This window comes from Thermogemmatispora sp. (genome assembly GCF_019683635.1).
In the GTDB taxonomy this organism is placed as follows: domain Bacteria; phylum Chloroflexota; class Ktedonobacteria; order Ktedonobacterales; family Ktedonobacteraceae; genus Thermogemmatispora.
Map to the genome: position 1 here is coordinate 13459 of NZ_JADGIA010000048.1, position 15997 is coordinate 29455.

The 15997-nt window shown below is 58.2% G+C and carries 11 protein-coding genes and 1 tRNA gene; 5 read left to right on the plus strand and 7 right to left on the minus strand.

Annotated elements, in window-relative coordinates:
* The first annotated feature begins 334 nt into the window (after positions 1 to 334).
* The gene (locus IRZ31_RS07715; RefSeq protein WP_297151952.1) at positions 335 to 1114 is read left to right on the plus strand and encodes a glycosyltransferase family 2 protein; all 780 of its coding nucleotides are present in this window, start codon (positions 335 to 337) and stop codon (positions 1112 to 1114) included.
* A 12-nt stretch (positions 1115 to 1126) separates the two neighbouring features.
* Entirely contained in the window at positions 1127 to 1519 is a 393-nt protein-coding gene (locus IRZ31_RS07720; protein ID WP_297151955.1) for a hypothetical protein, read from the plus strand.
* A gap of 111 nt (positions 1520 to 1630) precedes the next feature.
* On the opposite strand, the gene gyrA is transcribed toward IRZ31_RS07720, so the two are convergent.
* On the minus strand, positions 1631 to 4195 hold the full coding sequence (gene gyrA, locus IRZ31_RS07725) for a DNA gyrase subunit A (protein ID WP_297151958.1): 2565 nt from the start codon (positions 4193 to 4195) through the stop codon (positions 1631 to 1633).
* Positions 4196 to 4605: 410 nt separating this feature from the next.
* Between gyrA and IRZ31_RS07730 the strand changes: the two genes are divergently transcribed.
* On the plus strand, positions 4606 to 5139 hold the full coding sequence (locus tag IRZ31_RS07730; RefSeq protein WP_297151960.1) for a hypothetical protein: 534 nt from the start codon (positions 4606 to 4608) through the stop codon (positions 5137 to 5139).
* A gap of 147 nt (positions 5140 to 5286) precedes the next feature.
* Positions 5287 to 6861: a PH domain-containing protein gene (locus IRZ31_RS07735; protein ID WP_297151964.1), complete on the plus strand. Its 1575-nt coding sequence runs from the start codon at positions 5287 to 5289 to the stop codon at positions 6859 to 6861.
* Positions 6862 to 7097: 236 nt separating this feature from the next.
* Here IRZ31_RS07735 and rlmD read toward each other — a convergent pair whose 3' ends face one another.
* The 6 genes from rlmD to IRZ31_RS07765 form a co-directional block, all read right to left on the minus strand.
* On the minus strand, positions 7098 to 8453 hold the full coding sequence (gene rlmD, locus IRZ31_RS07740) for a 23S rRNA (uracil(1939)-C(5))-methyltransferase RlmD (RefSeq protein WP_297151966.1): 1356 nt from the start codon (positions 8451 to 8453) through the stop codon (positions 7098 to 7100).
* Between the two features lie 377 nt (positions 8454 to 8830).
* Entirely contained in the window at positions 8831 to 9769 is a 939-nt protein-coding gene (locus tag IRZ31_RS07745) for a polymer-forming cytoskeletal protein (protein WP_297151969.1), read from the minus strand.
* Between the two features lie 248 nt (positions 9770 to 10017).
* Positions 10018 to 10584, minus strand: coding sequence for a hypothetical protein (locus IRZ31_RS07750; protein ID WP_297151972.1), 567 nt, complete (start codon positions 10582 to 10584; stop codon positions 10018 to 10020).
* Entirely contained in the window at positions 10565 to 11347 is a 783-nt protein-coding gene (locus IRZ31_RS07755) for a sigma-70 family RNA polymerase sigma factor (protein ID WP_297151975.1), read from the minus strand. Before IRZ31_RS07755 ends, IRZ31_RS07750 begins: the two co-directional genes overlap by 20 nt.
* A gap of 406 nt (positions 11348 to 11753) precedes the next feature.
* Complete coding sequence (locus IRZ31_RS07760) at positions 11754 to 12299, minus strand: DUF4352 domain-containing protein (protein ID WP_297151977.1); 546 nt, start codon at positions 12297 to 12299, stop codon at positions 11754 to 11756.
* A 585-nt stretch (positions 12300 to 12884) separates the two neighbouring features.
* A tRNA-Leu gene (locus IRZ31_RS07765) sits at positions 12885 to 12969 on the minus strand.
* A gap of 580 nt (positions 12970 to 13549) precedes the next feature.
* On the opposite strand from IRZ31_RS07765, the gene mnmG reads away from it, so the two are divergent.
* Complete coding sequence (gene mnmG, locus IRZ31_RS07770) at positions 13550 to 15598, plus strand: tRNA uridine-5-carboxymethylaminomethyl(34) synthesis enzyme MnmG (RefSeq protein WP_112429533.1); 2049 nt, start codon at positions 13550 to 13552, stop codon at positions 15596 to 15598.
* Positions 15599 to 15997: the final 399 nt, after the last annotated feature.

The window sequence follows — 15997 nt, forward strand, 5'->3', positions numbered from 1 at the left end:
CAGGTAGAGGTGCAGCCTGTGGTCGAAGAGCCTGTCCTCTGGACATTCTGGCGGGGAAATGGTATTACACAACTGAGGAACTGGCTCGTTCTGTAGTTGCCATCAGGCTTGCTGGAATGCCATAGGGCCTGTTCGCACGCGATCGGATGGTAGATCCTGCACGCGCCTCCGCCGGCAGTTGGCATCAGGCATCCGGCTATGCATGGGCCAGAATGGTCAAGGTCTGCACGTGAGCAAGGATGCGACTGACATCTCCGTTGGGCCGTGCGAGCCAGAAGAAATGCCCGGTTCTTCTTCTTCATCTCAACCGCCGTACGGCAAGTAACAGGGAGCTATGAGCGAATTACAATCAGAAACCATTGAGACAGGAGTCAAGACGAAGTACAGCCTTTCGGTCATTCTGCCTGCCCATAACGAAGAGGCGGCCATTGCCGGTACACTCCAAAATGTGCTGGAGACCCTGACCCCCTGGGTGCGAGACTTTGAGGTTGTAGTAGTCAACGACGGCAGCAAAGACAACACCAAAGCCATCGTGGAAAGCCTGGCTGCCACTGATCCACGCATTCGGCTTATCAACCATCCGGTCAATCGCGGCTATGGGGCGGCCCTGGTCAGTGGCTTTGAGGCAGCGAGTAAAGACCTTGCCTTTTTCATGGACTCTGATGGCCAGTTTGATATCCGCGACATCGAGCAGTTTTTCCCGCTCATTGAGCGCTTCGACGCGGTCCTGGGCTATCGGATCAAGCGCCAGGACACCTGGATGCGCAAGCTCAATGCCTGGGGCTGGAAATGGCTCGTGCGTCTAGTCTTTGGCCTGCGCGTGCGCGACATTGACTGTGCCTTTAAGCTGTACCGGTCGCAGTTTTTCCGCGAGCACAAACTAGAGACGCGCGGCGCCATGATCAACACGGAGATTCTCTACAAGTTCACGCGCGCGGGCTATACCTATACTGAGGTTGGCGTTCATCACCTGCCCCGCAGAGGGGGGCGAGCCACAGGTGCCAGACCGGAGGTCATTGCACGGGCTTTCCGTGAGCTGATCTACTATGCCTGGAAGTGGCGAGCTGAGGAGCGCCATCAGAGGCGAGCCTATCGGGCTATGCTACACGAATGAGGTAGAGAAGGAATGAGCGCGACCTTTGCCGAGCTATATGCTCCCGTTCTGAAAGAGGTCTTTACCGTCCAGGCCCGGCAACGCTTAGCGGAGGGCGTGGATGGTCTGGAGTATGCGCGCTCCTACGCCGAGCGGGGCAAACCTGATTTTGTCCTTGCTTTCCTGCTCCTGGTGGAAGCCGAAGATGATCTCAAGCGGGAGCTATTGGCCTATGCCTATGAGCGGCGAGCTGTGCTCTCTGAGCAGAAGGCTGCCAGCTTCGCACGGCAGTTCCGCCGTCCCTTTCCACTCGTGCGTCAGAGCGCCCGTCAAGATCGGCTAGCAGCTCAACGCATCCGCTCCGGCCAACCGCTGCCATCGCCTCACGAACTGGCACGGCTCTTCAACGAGCAGGCGGAGCTATAGAAGAGCAGAGAAGGGGTCAGGGCGAACGCAAAGGCGCTAGCGCCCGGAGACCGCAAAAGGGCGAGGCCGGCCAGATCTGGCCGGCCCTCCCCTCTCATGTACTAAGGCTGTCTACTCCTGCTCCTGCTCAGACTCCGAGTTTGCATCAGAAGAAGCCAGCTCTCCGTTGGCCTGCAGCTCCTCTCTCTCGGCGCCCGGTGTCTGATCATCCTGCGACGTGAGGCCCTCCTCGCGCTCGCCGTTGCGTTTTCCGTTCGTCGTCGCCACCGCCACCACGCTATCGCCTTCTGCAATGGTCATCAGGCGTGTGCCCTGAGTCGCGCGGCCCAGGCGTGAGACATTGCTGATCTCCGTACGGATTACCACCCCGCCGGCAGTAATAATCATCAAATCATTATCGAGATCAGTAATGATACGAGCTGTCGCCACTGGACCGGTCTTCTCTGTCACCTTGGCGGTCAGCACCCCACTGCCGCCGCGGCTCTGCACTGGATACTCCTCGATGGGAGTGCGCTTGCCGTAGCCGCGCTCCGTCACCACCAACAGCTCGCTGTCGCGTGGAGTCAGGTTGAGCGAGACCACGCTGTCGCCCTCTTCCAGCCGAATACCGCGCACTCCGCCGCTCATGCGCGAGGCCGCGCGCAGCTCCTCCACAGTGAAGCGGATAGCTTTGCCGTGGGCAGTGATCAAGAGCACATGGTCATCGGCGCGTGCCAGCTTGGCGCCAATCAAGCGATCGTCCTCCTCTAGATTCATGGCGATCAAGCCCTGGCGGCGCACACTCTCAAACTCGCTCATGACCGTTTTCTTAACCTCGCCCTTGCGGGTCGCCACGATCATGTAGTCGCGACTGACCCCCTTGGGTACGGCCACGATAGCCGTCACGCGCTCTTGCTGATCGAGGGCAATCAGATTAATCAGGTGCTCACCACGGGCCGTGCGGCTGACATCGGGCAGCTCATAGACGCGGAGCTGATAGACGCGGCCCCGGTCAGTAAAGAAGAGCAGATGGTCATGAGCATGAGCCACCAGCAAGTGGCGAACGGCATCATCCTCGCGCGTGACCATGCCGGTAACGCCCTTGCCGCCGCGGCGTTGGGCGCGGTATGTGCTGGAGGGAAGACGCTTGATATAACCCTTCTCTGTCAGCGTCACCACCACTTCTTCATTCGGAATGAGGTCCTCTTCCGTGAAGTCGCCGGCCTCGCCTTCGCTGATATCGGTGCGACGCGGATCGCCGTACTTCTCTTTCAGCTCCTCCAGATCGGCTTTAATCAGCTTGCGCACTTCATTGATATCGCTCAGCACCAGGTTATAGTAATCGATATGCTGCTGAACGGTGCGCAGCTCCTCCTCGACCTGCTGGCGTTCGAGGGCGGCCAGGCGAGCGAGACGCATATCGAGGATGGCGCTGGCCTGAGCCTCCGAGAAACCGAACTGCTCCTGCAGCGTGCGATTCAGCTCGGCCTCCGTGCCCTGCGACTGGCGGATGGTCTGGAGAATGGCATCGAGGTGCTCGAAAGCCTTGCGGAAGCCTTCGAGGATATGCTTGCGGGCCTCCGCGCGCGCCAGCTCATAGCGGGTTCGCCGCGTGATCACCTGTTCACGATGGTTGATATAGTGCTGCAGGAAGCCTTTGAGCGTCAGAATCCGCGGCTGGCGATCGACCAGCGCCAGCATGTTGGCATTAAAGGCGCTCTGCATGGCTGTGTACTTGTAGAGCGAATTGAGGACGCTGGTCGGATTAGCATCGCGCTTAAGCTCGATGACCATACGCATGCCGCGACGATCGGATTCGTCACGCACCTCAGCGATCCCTTCGATCTTCTTGTCACGGGCCAGCTCGGCGATCTTTTTAACAAGCTCGGCCTTGTTGACCTGATAGGGCAGCTCGGTCACCACAATACTGGCGCGCCCGCGCTCGTTTTCTTCGATATGAGTACGAGCACGGACAACGATGCGCCCGCGCCCGTTGGCATACATATTGCGGATGCCTTCACGGCCCTGGATAATGCCACCTGTGGGGAAATCGGGACCAAGAATGATGCGTGAAAGGTCTTCTGTGGTGGCTTCGGGATGGTCGATCAGATAGATGATGCCGTTACAGACCTCAACGAGGTTGTGAGGGGGGATGTTCGTGGCCATGCCAACGGCAATACCAGCGGAGCCATTGACCAGGAGATTGGGTAGACGCGCGGGCAGGACGGTTGGCTCTTTCGCCTGATTGTCGTAGTTGGGCACGAAGTCGACCGTGTCCTTGTCGATGTCGCGTAGCATCTCGTCGGCGATGGGAGCCATTTTGGCCTCTGTGTAGCGCATCGCCGCCGGTGGATCATCGTCCTGAGAACCAAAGTTACCTTGCCCTAAGATCAGCGGATAGCGCATTGACCAGGGCTGGGCCATGCGCACGAGAGTATCGTAAACGGCAACGTCGCCATGCGGGTGGTAGAGTTTGAGCACCTCGCCGACGGTACCGGCACATTTGCGGAAGGGTTTATTGGCTTGCAGGCCCATCTGCTCCATAGCGTAGAGGATGCGACGATGCACCGGCTTGAGGCCATCGCGCACATCCGGCAGCGCACGGCTGACGATGACGCTCATGGAGTAGTTCAGATAGGCCACAGTCATTTGGTCAACTATATCAACAGTTTTGACATTGCCTACTTCTTCCATCATGCAAAAATCCTCAAGTAAAAAGAAAGGTCAGTGCCAATGCTCAAGCGCTGCTAGCTGCATCGGATGGGGACGAGACGAGATGGACGGAGATACTACCTCGATCCTGCCAGACGGGGCCGGGCCTCCTTCTCAAGCTCGCATTTTCTTATTTCTTATAGTATAGCACATCTGAGGGAAAATTGCGAATGGGGGCCAGAACTTCCCGGTGGGAGTTGAACACCCGCAGCTTTTCACCCATCCAGCGCTATATTTCATAGCTGACATGTGGTATGATAGATGCTAGAGCGGGATTAAAAGAGGCTTGTATAGCGCTGTAAGGTAGGCGCCCTGGACTCTGCTCAGGGGACTGCAGTGCTGCTAGCGACTGTGCTACGGCTGATGCCATTAGAGGGAGAAGGGTAAGCAAAACAATGGAATGGCATCTCACTCTTCAGACGGCCTTGTTCATCCTGCTGGTGCCGATCTTTCTCTGGCTCGGCTACCGTCGGGGATGGCGTCGTGAACTGTTCCTATTGCCATTTGTGCTGGGAGCAGTGCTCTTTCTGATCCTGAATGTGGGGCGGGGGCTGACGCAGTTTCTGACACAGCTCTTTGTTGATCAGCCTGGTATCAACCCCTCACCGCGGGCGGTGACTATTGTCACCGTGCTCTGTCTGGCGGGCATTATTGCGGCGGGCTATCTCCTGGGCAATCGCCTCTTTCCCAAGCCGAGCACGCCCCAGGATCGCGTCCTTGGCCTTGGCCCGGCCCTTATCACCGGCTGTGTTGCTGTCTTCTATCTGACGACCCTCGTTTTCCCTCAGACCCAGGCGGTGATGCTAGGCCAGGGCTTCATTCTGCTGGATCAGTATCATCTAGGCTATTATGCGCTAGCGCTCTTTATTATCATCGCTGTCGTCGTCGTCATCCGACTGGTCTCGGCCAGTGCTGGCAAGAAGAAGTAGCGGCGGATATGAGGGGCGTGAGCCGGATAGGATAAGAGGAGAGGGAAGGCCAGCGAGTGAAGAAGGGACGACTGAGAGCGGCCAGGTGGAAGAGACCCAGCGAGGATGGCCTGACGAGTCGTCTGCCACGCAGCCGAGGTGTGTGCGATGAGCAAGAAAGACGCCAAAACCATTGCTGCCGAGGAACAGGAGAAAGACGATCCCTGGCGCTCGGGGCGAGCGCGCTGGAACATTCGTCAATTCCGACGGGGACGTGACAGACGTTGGCACTTCCCCGGTCAGCAGCCCGATGAGGTTGTTCGGCTGGTTGTCCGCAAGCACAAGATCTTTCTGTTGAGGCCGGCCATGCCTACCATTGGGCTAGCCCTGGCCTTGTTGCTGGTAATCTGGGCCAGCACCCGTCAACCGGTCCTTGGAGGAGTGTGGCTGGCCCTGGAGGTGATCATCTCCCTGCTGATGCTGGCGGCCCTGGGCTGGTTTCTGTGGAAAGACTTCCTTGCCTGGTGGTTAGAAACCTACATCATTACCAACAAGCGCATCATCAGTTCGCGGGGAGTGCTCCAGCCAGTGCGCCAGCAGATCGAGATCAGCAAGGTGAACCAGGTTGGTATTGATCAGGATAGCCTGATCAGCCTTTTGTTCTCCTACGGCAACGTGCATCTTTACCTCACCGGGGGCGACTTCATTATGAAGGATGTGCCTGCGCCGCGGAAGGTCAAGGATGCCATCGAGGGGCTGAGCGCTGAGGTTAAAAAAGGGAGTAAGAAGCCAGAGGAGAAACCTCTTGCTCCCCACGATCAGGATCTGACCCGTGTGCTGGAGCAACTGGCCAAAGGCAAGGAAGTACCCAAACTCCAGGATGCTGATGAGCGCTATCCGCTGCGCCATCCCGACCGCGTGCGTGGTCCCAGGCGTACCTTTGGCGGCCCGCTGCATATCCCCTGCGATGTGCATTATGCCTCGGGCGAGTTCACCGTTGAATACATTCAGCGCTCGCGCTACGTACTCTACCGCAACCTGGCTCTACCGCTCTTCTTCTTCATCTGCATTCCGCTACTAGCGATTCGCGTCTCGCAGCTTATCCCCGCAACCTGGTATCTGGTCGCCCTGATCGAGGTCGTGCTCCTGCTGGTCATGGGCCTGATCTACATCAACTACGTCGACGACGTCTACATTCTGACGAACCGCCGCATCATCGACATCCAGCGCCGCCTTATTTTTCTCTACGAGGCGCGGGTGGAGACCGAGTACAAGAACATCCGTGATATCAAAGTGACGGTCTCCAGCGTCATAGAGCGGCTGCTCGATATAGGCAATGTCTACATCGAGACCCCTGGCTCCAGCGCTGACATCATCCTTTCTACCGTCGATCATCCTTTTCTGATTCAGGACAAGATCTACTCGATTAAGGGGTACAAGGATCGGGTAGACGCAATCTCTAAAGAGAACTCCAGCAAGAAGGAGCTGCAGACCTGGTTTGCAACGGTCCTGGCAACCCTGGAAGGGAAATGGCTCAACTACGGGACGCCCAATCTGCAGCGCCTTGATTATTGGTCGGCAGTCGAGCGCGCCAGTGAGTTTGGCCTGCGCGTCGTGGCTATGGGCGAGGACGCTTCGTATCCCGATCTGCCACCGGGGCTGGTGGTGCGCCAGAATCCTCCGCCTGGCACCGTCATCAGCCAGGGGGGCGAGATTCAGGTCTATCTGAGCAAGCGACTCTAAGTACGACAGGCAGTCTCTGTTGTTCGGATAGTCACGGGCAAACCCTGTCCATCTGTCTGGGCAGAACACCTGCCAGAAACGGAAAGCGCCGTACCAGCGCAGCGGCTTCCTCCCCGTGCGAGAGAGGAGTCCGCTGCTGGCACGGCACTCTTGTTATACAAGAGCAGAGAGCAAGGCTCAAGGCTTATTCGCTCACTCAGGAAAAGTGTCCTGTGGCTTAGGCGAGCGACTCGAACTCAGCGCATGTTCCCACGTACGAGCAGAGCCACGCACTCGATATGGTAGGTTTGGGGGAACATATCGATAGGTTGAGCGGCAATCAAGCGATAGCGATCGCCGGCGCAGAGCGTAGCGATATCGCGCGCCAGTGTACTTGGATCACACGACACATAGCAGATAGCTCGTGGAGCCAGAGCCAGCAAGCCCTGCAGCGCCTTCGGGTGGCAGCCGGCGCGTGGTGGGTCGATCACAGCCAGATCAATGCGCTCGCGGCGATAGTGAAGCTGTCCAAGCAAGCGTTCCAGAGTGCCTTCAATTGTTGTAATATTGCTCTGATTATTGAGCAAAGCGTTGGCGCGCGCATCGGTGACGGCGCTGGGTTGCGACTCGATAGCGATCACGCGGGCGGCGTGATTAGCCAGGAAAGCCGAGAAGAGGCCGACGCCGCTGTAGCCATCCAGAACCACGTCGCTACGACGCGGTTCCAGCATTGCGAGCGTGCGCTCGATCAAAGTCGCGGCCTGAGTAATATTCACCTGGAAGAACGAATCGGCGGAGACGCGGAAGCGCTTGCCGAGGACCATATCGGTGAGGAACTCCTGTCCCACCACCACACGACCGAAGCGTCCGCCGACGCGTTCGATAATGACCCCGACGATGCCGGGGGCGATCGTAATCAGCTCGTGGGCCAGCTGTTGAGGTGCCTCGATGACCGAGCCGGGGCGGGCCTGGATTGTCAGCAGTGTGGGCACAGCCCTGGCTGTCTCGCCGGAGCCGCCGGCGGGGCTGACAGTCCCGACGGCGCCGCGGATGGTGAACTTCTGGATCATCTGGCCCAGGGCATCCCCGAAGTACTTCAGCAGCTTCGCACGCACGCGCTGATAGACCATATCCAGGGCGGGGTGCAACAGCGGGCAGTCCTCCAGGTCCTGGACATCGTGGCTGTCGGTCAGCTGGAAACCGATCTCACAGTTGGGGCCGGTTGAGAACTGAGCGATATTGCGATAGTGCCAGGGCGAAACGCCAGCGGGCATGCCGATAGTTGGATGGACTACCGCATCGGGCTGCTTGCCGATGCGTACCAGCAGCTGGCGGACGATGTGGGCCTTCCAGGTCAGCTGTGCCGGGTAAGCAATATGCTGCCACTGGCAGCCGCAGTCAGTCAGCTGAGGATAGCGCGGCTCTACTCGCTCTGGCGCTGGGCGTAGGACTTCCAACAGCGCCGCTCGCGCATGTCCGCGGCGTTCTTCAACGATTTCCACACGAACACGTTCGCCGGGAATGCCACCGGGTACAAAAAGGACCCGTCCCTCGTATCTTCCGACGGCGTCGCCTCCATAGGCAAGGTCTGTCAATTCAACGTCGATGCTCATAATCACCTCGGCGGCCACCTGCACTCTAGAGGCTTGCGTCCCTGCAAACGTCCTGATCGGTTGCGCGCATGACTGCGGGGGCAGGCCCTACGAGCGCATCGATTGTGCCGTCCCATCTTTCCAACATTGTAACAAACCTACACTGTTGTGCAACAGCAGGGGTGAAGAAGGAGGGGCCGTACGTACCCCCTCTTCTGAGCTTGGGAAGGGGGGGCCCGCAAGCGACGGGCCCAATCAGTAATACGCCCCTATTATACAGGATGTCGCACAGTCAGGCGATGGTTAGTTGTGACCAGCCCAGAACTCTCCCTACTGTGAGCGGCGGTCAGGCGGGTAAATAACTGGCTAACCGTGCGAAGGAGCCAGGCCAGGTTTTTTTAAAGCATGAGCGGGTACCTAGGCAGGCCATAGAGCCGCGTGCCAAAGCGGCTCAGAAGGGCAGCGCCCAGGCCCAACAGGCCTGCGCCCAGGCTTACCAGCCAGCCGAGAAGAGGGAGAGAGCTAGCCAGAGTCAGGATGATGAGTCCCATCGCCACCTGGATAAAGCGGGCATGCCGCTGTGGAGCGGACGTCTGTAAGAGTCGTTCACCGATCAACAGGCCGAGGGCGACCATGCCCAGCGCCCACCCCGCAATCAATCCTACAGCCACTATAATAGCCAGCGGAATAGTAATGATCAGCGTACTCAGCAGTAGGATGAGGACCGGGGCCAGAATTGAGCTGAGCAGACCAACGAGCAGGCTGCGCCCGGCGCTGGTCTGGATGGTAGTGCGTACCAGCATCACGTGCTCAGGAAACAGCCAGGTAAGCAGCAGTCCAAGCCCAACCCAGATGAACAAGGAAAGAGAAGGGAAACTGAAGCTCAAAGAGTTAGGGAAGGGCCAGATCAAACGCTGCGAGCGGTCAGTGAGGGTGCCATCGAGCTGGGCATTGCGCTCGCGGGCCCAGCGGGCATTGTAGAGGTGGATATCGCCGTGAACGTGGGAGCCGCTCTGCAGGCTGACTACGCCGCCGTAGAGGTTCACATCCCCATTCACTGTACCCTCGATAATAACGTTGCCACCGAACGCCACTACATTGCCATTCACTGTGCCATTAATGGCGACCGTGCCACCAAAAGAGATAAGATCACTGCAGAGCACCTGATTGCTGGCAACCACGAGATTACCACCGATGAACGGCCCATGTCTGGTGCACTGATCACCCCCTCCTGGGAACTCTTGCTGGGGAGTCACAGGGGATGCGGCGAAAGTCTCCCTCGGGAAGAGCGCTCCTGTGGGAAGGAGCAATAGGAGGCAGAACATCACCCACCCCATGCAGCTAGCTCCCGCGAGCAAGAGCCATCGCTGTCGTTTCCGCGTAGGCTTAAGCATCGGCTCCCGATCCCCTCGCTCTCGATGTGGGCAACCGGCCAGGCTCAAGGGGCTGGCTGCATCCTGCTCATGCTCCAGCCAGCCAATAAACCAGCCAGGCCTGCGACAGCAAGTCTGGCCGGCGCTGTCCGCTTTGCCCCAGGGCCTTTTCTCTCCTTCCTTCCTCCCTTCCTTCGGTCACTGGTGGTTGGTCAGGCCTCTTGCGGGGCACGCATGAGGCGCAGCCATACCGCAGCGAGCAGCAGAAGGAGGAAGGCCAGAGCGGCCAATAGCAGATTGTCTTGCGAGACAAAGCTCAGACCAAGGCGCAGATAGGTGAGCGCCACCAGGAAGGCGTCAACAACATCGCTCAGCAGCAGCAGTGTTCTGACCAGTAGCTCGGGCTGATTGAAAAAGAGCAGGAATAACAATACAGGAATACTAGCGGTCAGAATAAACAATGAGACCATAAACAAAGAGCTTAAGGTCTGGAGGCGTGCCAGGCGAGTGCGTTGCTGTTGATGCAGCTCCTCAAGCTGGCGAGTTGTACGCTGGCGCAGGTAGATTGCCTGCATGATCTGTTCGGTAGAGAGGCGGCAAGAAACGGGCGAGAAATTCCCGTACAGAAGCCGTTTCAGACGCTGCTGCTGCTGCTCATAGCGCCGACAGGCAGGGCAATGAGCCAGATGAGCAAGCACCTCGGAGCGCTGGCGGGCTGTCTCAGCCTCGTTGTTGCTGTGCTCCTCTGCCAGCCATGCTCTAGCGTCGCGGCAGCGCATCGACCTCTCCCTCCTTTGCATCTTCCTGCTGCATATAGCGTGCGAGCAGCTCACGTGCTCGGTGCAGACGCGCTTTCACCAGGGCGGGCGTCAGCTTAAGCGCGCTGGCAATCTCCTCGTAAGACAGATCGTACCAGTAGCGCAGAACAATCACCGCGCGGTACTTAGCGGGGAGACGCTGCAGATAGCGCTGGATTTCGTCGTGCTGCTCGCCCTCAAGAGCAGACTGCTCGGGGCTAGTGCCGTGGTCGATGATCCATTCAAGAAATGGCACTTCCTCCAGGGATCTGGCCAGGAAGCGCCGCCGCCTGAACTGGTCGATGGCCAGATGCGAGGCGATCGAGAGGAGCCAGGTACTGAATTTATGAGCAGGCTTGTAGCTGGCCAGTTGCATGTAGGCGCGGACAAAGGCTTCCTGAGTGACATCCTCTGCCTCGGTTACATTGCCCAGCATGCGATAGGCCAGGTTGTAGACTGCATCTTTGTAGCGCTCGACGAGCACGCTGTAGGCATCTTGCTCGCCCGCCAGCACAAGCTCGACTAGCGCTGTATCACTGATCGCCTCCACAGCTGCCCCTTGCACCTGCCCGCGCAGGAGCTGCTCTCCTGTGATAGTCCCTTGTCCACTCTGGCTACGACTCCGGCTGGAAATAGCCTCTGCGCTTTCCTCGGGCCGGCTACCTCTCTTGCGACGTATATGGCGCGCTGGTTGGGCCACTGGCCCCAGACCAAGCGTTCCTGATGCGCGTAGTGTCGAATCCATCTTTAGCTGTCCGCTCGTTTCCTTTTCGACCGCTTTATCTATATATAGAAATGGATTGGAAGACCCTTCTATAGCGAGATACGAGCGGTGACTAAAAAAGTTGTAATCTTTTAGCAAGTGTAGCATGAGGGGAGAAGCTCTGGCAAGGGGCGGCTCTGCCCTGGGAGATTCGGCTTGCAAGACAGGCTTCAAGGGGGCTGCAACGTCTACGCCGACGCTGGAAAAGCCGTCTGGAAGACGAGAGTAAACTCCATCAAGAAGTGATCAAGGGCGGCTGCATACTATTGAAGAGTAGAGTAAGACGGACGTCCTGTAGAGAGGACAAAAAGGCTACAGGACGTCCATTACTTTCCCTTGATATTTGCCACCTAGGCAAGCGAAGCAAGGGGAAGAGCGAGGGAGAGCGCTAGATGTTGATATCCCAGATGGTTTGACCGCTCTCCAAGAGGTCGCTGACGAAGGCTAGTGTGTAGTGATGCTCTGAGCGGGGTACCTCGTAGGCCAACGTACCGCGGATCTGTCCCCCGGCCTCAACCTTGCCATCGGGCGTCTTGGGAGCCGAGGTGACAATGGCGAAATCCATCTGCTGGCCGCTGCTGTCCCTCAGAGTGAAGTTCATGGCGGAGGAGACAGTCTGCTCGCTGCTGCTGAGGTTCTTCAGCGAGACGTCGATGAGGAGGAACGTATTGCCAGTTTTGGGCTGGTCAAACTCATCTCCGTTGCTGGTTTTGACACCCAGCACTGTCACCTGCCAGGTGTCACCTACCTTGACCACCTGGCCGACTTTGAAATGCTGCGTTGCTGGGGCTGTGGCCGCATTCGACTTGCTGGCGCTGGTGGAGGCAGTTGGAGTAACTGCGGTGCCTGTGTTGTTGCCTGTGCTTTCACCGCAAGCCAGCAGGGCCATGATGATGAGACCCACTCCTATCACCAGACTCAACACACGCTTCATCTTTCAATCAACCTCCATTCTTCTAGATGGGCTAGTAGATCCTGGGAACCATCTTCCCAATTGCTCAACGTTAGCTGCCATGATTTTTATCGCTCAGATCTTCTGGACAAAATGGCTCAGTGTGCGGCTGGAGGCCTTATTGAACATGAAAATATGCATCCATTAGGACGGAAAATGCAAATTTTATTGCTTGATTTGCTGGCTTTTTTTTAAGCAAAGGGGACCGGGCGTGTAAAGGCAGAGCGGCGAGGGAGCAACAACTGCTCTCGACTGGTCCGGCATGAGGCAGGACAGGGCCTTTCCTACCTTGCTCAGGCTCGGAGGGAGCATGAGAAGTGTTCTCCTGTGGAGCGGATACGGAAGTGGCTGCCATCGCTTCGTCGAGCGAGAAAGGGAGGGAGAAGGAGGGGCGAGGGATGAGGTTGGTAGCTGGCTCAGGGGACTGTGTTAACTTTGGGTTTTGGAAGGGCCGTGTAGCTCAGGGGATTAGGGTCAAAAAAGCCCGAAAAAGGGGGTGGACTGGCCTGGGGCGAGCTGATGGGAAAAGAGGCTGATGGGGCCTGTGGAGCGGCAAGAGGGAAAAGGTGGGGCGAGTGGGACTCGAACCCACACGGGGGTTTCACCCCAGGGGATTTTAAGTCCCCTGCGTCTACCATTTCGCCATCGCCCCGTTGTCTTCTGGTTTACCAGGTTGCACCTGTGCTCCTGGGGACGCTCTCAGCTTCGGCCTGCCGTTGTGCCCTAACAGCAGACCGGGCCGCTCCTCCCCCTTGTCAGGGTTAACTCTGCAATGGTATAAACCCCAGTGCAATTCTAGCAGATCTGAGAGGAGAGGACAAGTCAACTCCTACCTACTGGGGCATGCGATTTCTCTGCAGCTGCTGCACCCTGAGCTTAGGGCTGGTGGCCAATGGTACCGCGTAAGCAGGTCGCTGATGCCCTGACCCGTCCACCCAGCCAGCGTGCCACCCGCCTGGCATTGCTTCAGCGCCTCCTCGGGTCTGGTCAGTCAGGCCAGCACTCAAGCATACTGTGCTGGTACGGTTCGGTCAATAGGTAGGGAGGGGCATGTGCCCCTAGACCAGTCCTCTAGAGTGTGGAGGCTGTGCTGCTGCGCTTCTAGCGAGCAGCTTGAAGGGCAATTTGTCAAAGGCGGCGGTGGCTGTATTGACGTGCCTTTTTATCTGCGGCATAATACCAGAGTGATCGTTATACATGTACATGACATGTAAGTAGGCGGAACGCAACAAATGACAAACGAAGCAGGCACTCACAGTCTTTCTGGCGAAGGGCAGCGGCGAGGCACCTATGAGGTGATCGTGGTCGGGGCAGGCCATGCTGGCTGCGAGGCCGCGCTGGCCAGCGCGCGCATGGGCCGTAAGACGCTCCTACTGACCATGAACCTGGATAGTATAGCGCTCATGCCCTGCAATCCCTCGATGGGTGGACCAGCGAAAGGGCACCTGATCAAGGAAATCGATGCCCTGGGCGGCGAAGTCGGGCGCAATACTGATCGCACCTTCATTCAAATCCGTTTGCTCAACACCGGCAAGGGGCCAGCGGTCCAGGCCCTGCGTGCTCAGTGTGACAAGCAGGCCTATCGCCTGGCGATGAAATTTGCCCTGGAAGCTCAGCCTCATCTTGATCTGAAGCAGGCGACGATCACGCACTTTCTCTACGAGCAGGGCCAGGATGGATGTCCGGCTATTCGTGGTGTCGTGACCAGTACTGGCTGGCAGTATGAGGCGAAGGCGGTGGTACTGACAACGGGCACCTTCCTCAACGGGCGCCTCGTGGTAGGCGAGAAGACGCAGCCAGGCGGGCGCGCTGGTGAAGGCCCCTCGCTGGGCGTCGCCGACTCGCTACGCGCCTTTGGCCTGGAGGTGCGCCGCTTCAAAACCGGAACCCCGCCACGCATCGATGCACGCACCATCGATTTCAGTAAGACAGAGCCGCAGCCAGGCAGCCGTGTGCCCCTCTATTTCTCCTGGGACGAAACGGCGCGGGCCGATGTGCAGCTGCCAGGTGGGCGTCCCAACCCGGTCTACCCGGTTACCGATGAGGACCTGCACGGCTGGCGCCCGCAGTTGCCCTGCTACCTGGTGCGCACCAATGAGCGCACCCATGAGGTGATTCGCTCTAATCTCCATCGCTCTCCCCTCTTCAATGGTCTCATCGAAGGCATCGGTCCCCGCTATTGCCCTTCGATCGAGGATAAGGTGGTGCGTTTCGCTGAAAAGGCCTCCCATCAAGTCTTTTTGGAGCCGGAGGGCTGGCGCACAGGCGAGGTCTATGTACAAGGAATGAACACCAGTCTCCCCGAAGATGTGCAGCTGGCAATGCTGCGCTCTATTCCAGCTCTGGAGCATGTGGAGATTGTCCGCTTTGGGTATGCTGTCGAATATGATTATGTCCCCCCCTATCAACTCATGCCGACCCTACAAACACGGGCCGTAGCCGGCCTCTTTCTGGCCGGTCAGATTAACGGCACCTCCGGCTATGAGGAGGCGGCAGCTCAAGGGATAATGGCCGGCATCAATGCTGCCCTCTACGCCCGCGGTGAGCCGGGCTTTGTGCTGGGTCGGCACGAAGCCTATATCGGCGTACTGATCGACGACCTGGTTACTCGCCCCCTCAGCGAGCCTTATCGCCTGCATACTTCTCAGGCCGAGTATCGCCTCCTCCTGCGCGCCGATAGCGCCGATTTGCGTCTAAGCGACTACGCCTATCGCTTCGGCCTCATCGATGAGCAGCGCTATGCACGGGTGCTACGCAAGCGCGAACAGGTTGAGCAAACCCTGGGGCGCCTGAGCAAGCTGATCTTTACTTCCTCTCGCAGTGTGGAATCTGCCGCGCGCGAGGTTGGGATAGCTCCGCTGGGACAAATGACCTCGGCTCGCGATTTGTTGCGTCGTCCCGAGACGCACTATATGCAGATTGCAGAGCTGGCCCGCCGCGTCTACCAGAACGAGGAAGGTGCGGACGCTGAGCCGCCATTACCCGCACTCTCCCCCGAGGTCGCGCAGGAGGTTGAATTACAGGTCAAATATGAATATTATGTTCAAAAACAGCAACAATTAGTTCGGCAGGCCCAGCGTCTTGAGGGACTACTGATTCCCGAGGGCCTTGATTATCAGAGCATTCCCCATTTACGGACGGAAGCGCGGCAGAAGCTGGCCCGCTTGCGCCCACGTACGGTTGGACAGGCCTCACGCATTGAGGGAGTCACGCCGGCGGATATCGCTATTCTGATGGTCTATGTGGAGAAGCTACGCGCGGCGGCGAAGGCCGTCTCGTAGTATTTTGCCCCCGGTCAGCCAAGCAAGGGGCAGAGGCAAAGCACAGAGGGAGGAGAACGGTGATCAACCTCTGGCGCGTTGTTGATGGGCCGTGGTAAGTAGAGACGACCGTCGGTTGTCCTGGCCTGGAGAGGGATGCAAGGAGGCATGGCATGCGGCTACCGCTTAGGCTACTACGCTCCTTTGCTTCTATAGCGATGTGTCCGAACAGCATGCTCATCCTGCCGGGCCGAGAGGCAGAACGCAGCCCCAAGCTGGATGGACTGCGGACCTTCCCCATTCCCGGCGGCTGAGCACTACGTGCTGAAGAGGGGAAGAACTGTGTATATCCTTGTGGTTGATGATAGCCAGTTTACAACTGCGCTGGTGCAGTTTGCCTTGAAACAGGAAGGCTACGAA